The organism is Kineococcus glutinatus, from assembly GCF_039542765.1.
In the GTDB taxonomy this organism is placed as follows: Bacteria; Actinomycetota; Actinomycetes; order Actinomycetales; family Kineococcaceae; genus Kineococcus_A; species Kineococcus_A glutinatus.
Window position 1 is genome coordinate 1 of sequence record NZ_BAABIL010000506.1, and the last position, 3637, is coordinate 3637.

At 77.6% G+C, this 3637-nt stretch carries 3 protein-coding genes; 2 read left to right on the forward strand and 1 reads right to left on the reverse strand.

Going from position 1 to position 3637, the window contains the following annotated elements:
* Window positions 1-898, forward strand: an 898-nt coding sequence (locus ABEB16_RS17160; RefSeq protein ID WP_425560238.1) for a tetratricopeptide repeat protein, incomplete at its 5' end; no start/stop codon positions are given.
* 13 nt (window positions 899-911) lie between these two features.
* Here the strand turns inward: ABEB16_RS17160 and ABEB16_RS17165 are convergent.
* The gene (locus ABEB16_RS17165; protein WP_345713439.1) at window positions 912-2045 is read right to left on the reverse strand and encodes an SAM-dependent methyltransferase; all 1134 of its coding nucleotides are present in this window, start codon (window positions 2043-2045) and stop codon (window positions 912-914) included.
* A gap of 276 nt (window positions 2046-2321) precedes the next feature.
* Here ABEB16_RS17165 and ABEB16_RS17170 point away from each other — a divergent pair, with 276 nt between their 5' ends.
* A complete protein-coding gene (locus ABEB16_RS17170) occupies window positions 2322-3449 on the forward strand; it encodes a hypothetical protein (protein WP_345713440.1) in 1128 nt (375 codons plus the stop codon).
* Window positions 3450-3637: the final 188 nt, after the last annotated feature.

Consider the following 3637-nt stretch of genomic DNA (forward strand, 5'->3'; position numbering starts at 1 on the left):
CTGCGGGGTGGCGGCCGCCGGCGCGCGGTCCGCCGGGGACCTGGCGCGGGCGCGGGAACTGCTGGAGCGGGGGCTGGCGCTGATCGCGGGACCCGGCACCGCCGACCCGGTGGTCGAGGGCTACCTCGGCAACCTGCTGGCCGAGGTCTGCCTGTTCGAGGGGCGCCTGGACGAGGCGGAGGCGATCGTCCACCGCATCCGGGCGCTGCGCCCGCCGGTGCCCGACGCCCGCATCGCCTCGGCGCTGCTGCCGCTGATCGCCCTCTACCGCGGGGACGCCGACGGGGCCGAGGCCCGGGCGCGGGAGCTGCTGGCCCGGGCCGAGCGCGACGACCTGGAGGTGCTGCGGCCCTGGGCGGTCTACGTCACCGGTGAGGTCCTGCTCGACCGGGACCCGGCCCGCGCCGCCGGCCACCTGCGCGAGGCGCTGGCCGCGGCCCGCGGGAACGGCGACCGCTACCTGGTGGGGGTGGCGCTGACGACGGCCGCCTCGCTGCACACCCGGCACGGTGACCCGGGCGAGGCCGTCCCGCTGTTCGAGGAGGCGGTGCGGCACTGGCACGAGCTGGGGAACTGGACCCACCAGTGGACGACGCTGCGCAACGTCGCCGACCTGCTCCTGCACCTGGGCCGCGCGGAGGCCGCGGCGGTGCTGCACGGCGCGTTCGCCGCCCGGGAGGCCACCGTCCCGAGTTTCGGGGCCGACGCCGAGCGGGTGCGCGCCGCCACCGGGACCCTGCGCGCGGCGCTGGGCGAGGAGGGGTTCGGTGAGCTCGGCGACCGCGGCGGGCGGTTGGCCGACGGCGAGGTGGTCGCCGCGGCGCTGGGGTTCCTCGCGGACGCCCGCCCCGGGCCCGCCGTCGTCGACCTGCGCGAACCGGCCCGGCACCGCACGTAGCCGGGCCGGGCGCTCAGCGCCGCAGGCCGTAGAACCGGAGGAACGCGAAGTCCTCGACCGGCAGGACGTCCACGCCGGACCAGCCGGCCCGCTGCGCGTAGCGCTGCAGGACGGGGCGGCGCATCACGGTGCCGGTGCCGACCGAACCGGGCGCGGACAGGCCGTCGGGCAGGCACACGAAGAGGCTGAACCCGTACATGACCCGCTCGACCTCGTCGCCGGGGGCGGTGAACTCCTCGGCCACCGCCTCGTCGACCACGACCGCCACCCCGTCGGGGCGCACGGCGCGGCGCACCGCGTCGAGGACCGCCACGGGGTCGGGCATGTCGTGGACGCACTCGAAGGCGAAGGCGGCGTCGTAACCGCCGTCGGCCGCGAGCGCGGCGGCGTCGCCGAGGCGGAACTCCACCCGGTCCCCGAGCCCGGCCGCGACCGCCTCCCGCCGCGCCGCCCCGACGGAGGGGGCGTCGACGTCGATCCCGACGACGTGCGCCCGGGGGTAGGCGCGGGCCAGGGCGAGGGAGGACCAGCCGGCACCGCAGCCGACGTCGAGGACGCGCGCCCCGGGGCGGTCGAGGACCTCGTGCAGCGCGGGGGTGCCGCGCAGCGCACCGGGCAGCGCGTGCAGGAACCAGGGCCGGTTGAGGTCGGCCTGGGACTCGCGGGCGTCGTCGCCGAGCTCGTCCCAGCTCACCCCGCCACCGGAGCGGTAGGCCTCCAGCAGCTGCGGCAGCCGGGTCGCGGCGGCCGCCAGCATCCGCGGCAGCGGGGCGAGGTGGGCGAGGCTGTCGGGGTCGGTGAGGGCCTCGGCGGCACCGGCGGACAGCCCGTAGCGCCGCCGCGCGCCGTCGGCGTCGCCGGTGCCGGCGACGACGGTGAGCAGCCCGGCGACGGCCTGCTGCTCCAGCCACTCCCGCGCGTAGCGCTCCTGGGTGCCGGTGCGGCCGGCGAGCTCGGCGGGGGTGGCGGGGCCGTGCGCGTGCAGGTCGCGGTACCAGCCGAGGCGGTCGCCGACGTAGACGGCGAAGGCCTCGAAGCCGGCGAGCACGCTGCCGAAGACGCGCTCGGCGACCTCGTCGGCGCTGGGGCCGGGCACGGCGCCGGCCTGCGCGGGCACCGGTGCGGGGGCGGGTTCGGTGGTGGTCATGGCGGTCCTCCGGGTGCTCACCACCGGTCCGTCCGGCGGTCCTGCCCGTCGAGCGCCCCGGTCCGGTGGCCTCGTGCGGGTGGGCCCTGTCTAGGCCGGGCACCTGCCGGACCGCTGCCAGGTCGCTGTCACGCGTGCCCACCCGCCGCCGGCGGCGGTGACAGCCGGCTGGGACCGCCGTGGCAGCGGGCCCGGGCACCGTCGTGGTGGCCGGTGGACGAGCCGGCGACACCAGAGGACGGACCGTCCGACCAGAACGTCAGAAGGGCTCCCGACATGTCCCGCTCCCGCACCCACCGCCTCCGCGCGGGCCTCCTGCTCGCCGGCGTCGTCGGCGCCGTCGCGCCCGCCGCCGCGGCGGGCACGAGCGCCCACGCCGCCACGGCGGCCTCCGTGCAGGTCGTCAACGGCACCGTCGTCGTCTACGACGGCGGCACCGGCAACACCAACGACGTCCGCGTCTTCCTCGACCGCGGCGTGCTCACGATCACCGACGCGGTGGCCATCACCACCGCGGCCGGGTCGGGCTGCACCGTGACCGGCACCCGCGCGCGCTGCGGCACGGGCATCACCGGCCTGAACGCGCTGCTCAACGACGGCGCCGACGCCGCCGTGATCGAGGCGCCGCTGACCGGCGTGGTCCGCGGCGGGGACGGCGACGACGTCTTCCGCTCCGCGGTGACCGGCGGGCTGTCGGCCGTGGCGTACGACGGCGGGGCGGGTTTCGCCGACCGGGTGGAGTACCGCGACGCCACCGGCGGGGTGACCGTCAGCCTGGACGACGTCGCCAACGACGGGCGGACCCTGACCGGGGACCGCGACGACGTGCGCTCCTCGGTGGAGCACCTCGTCGGCAGCGCGCACCGCGACACGCTGACCGGCAGCGAGGGCAGGAACACCATCGAGGGCCTGCGCGGTGACGACACGCTGCGCGGGCTGGGCGGCACGGACTTCTTCCCGTCCAGCCTGGTCGTCGACGGGGCTGACTCCATCAGCGGCGGGGCCGGTGACCGCGACGCGGTCAGCTACGTCGGCCGCCCGCGCGGCGTGGTCGTGGACCTGGACGGCGCGCAGGGCGACGACGGCGAGCCGGGCGAGCGCGACAGCATCGGCGCCGACGTCGAGCGGCTCAGCGGCACCCGGTTCGGCGACGTCCTCGTCGGCAACGCCTCGATCAACGAGATCGAGGGCTTGGAGGGGGTCGACCACCTGCACGGCCTGGGGCTGGGTGACTCCCTGCGCGGCGGGGACGGCGCCGACGTCGTGGTGGGCGGTGACGGGGACGACTCGATCACGCTGAACACCGACGGCGACGTCGACACCCTGGACTGCGGCCGGGGCCGCGACCGGTTCAGCGACGAGCGCGGCGTCGACGTCCTCGTCGACTGCGAGGTCCGGCTCTGACGTCGCGGCCGGACCGGGGACCCACCGCGTGGTGCCCACCCCCCCGGGGGCGCCACGCGGAACGGGGACGCCCCGCGCGCGACACGCGGGCGTGTCGTGGCGGGACGTCCCCGTCGGGCAGGTGCGGCTCAGGCCGGCGGCAGGGCGTTGGCGCCGATGACCCGCGAGTACCAGTGCGCGCTGTCCTT

Excerpts from the sequence above, each read along its gene's own strand:
- ABEB16_RS17165 (WP_345713439.1), bottom strand. The coding sequence starts at position 2,045 with ATGACCACCACCGAACCCGCCCCCGCACCGGTGCCCGCGCAGGCCGGC.
- ABEB16_RS17170 (WP_345713440.1), top strand. The coding sequence starts at position 2,322 with ATGTCCCGCTCCCGCACCCACCGCCTCCGCGCGGGCCTCCTGCTCGCC.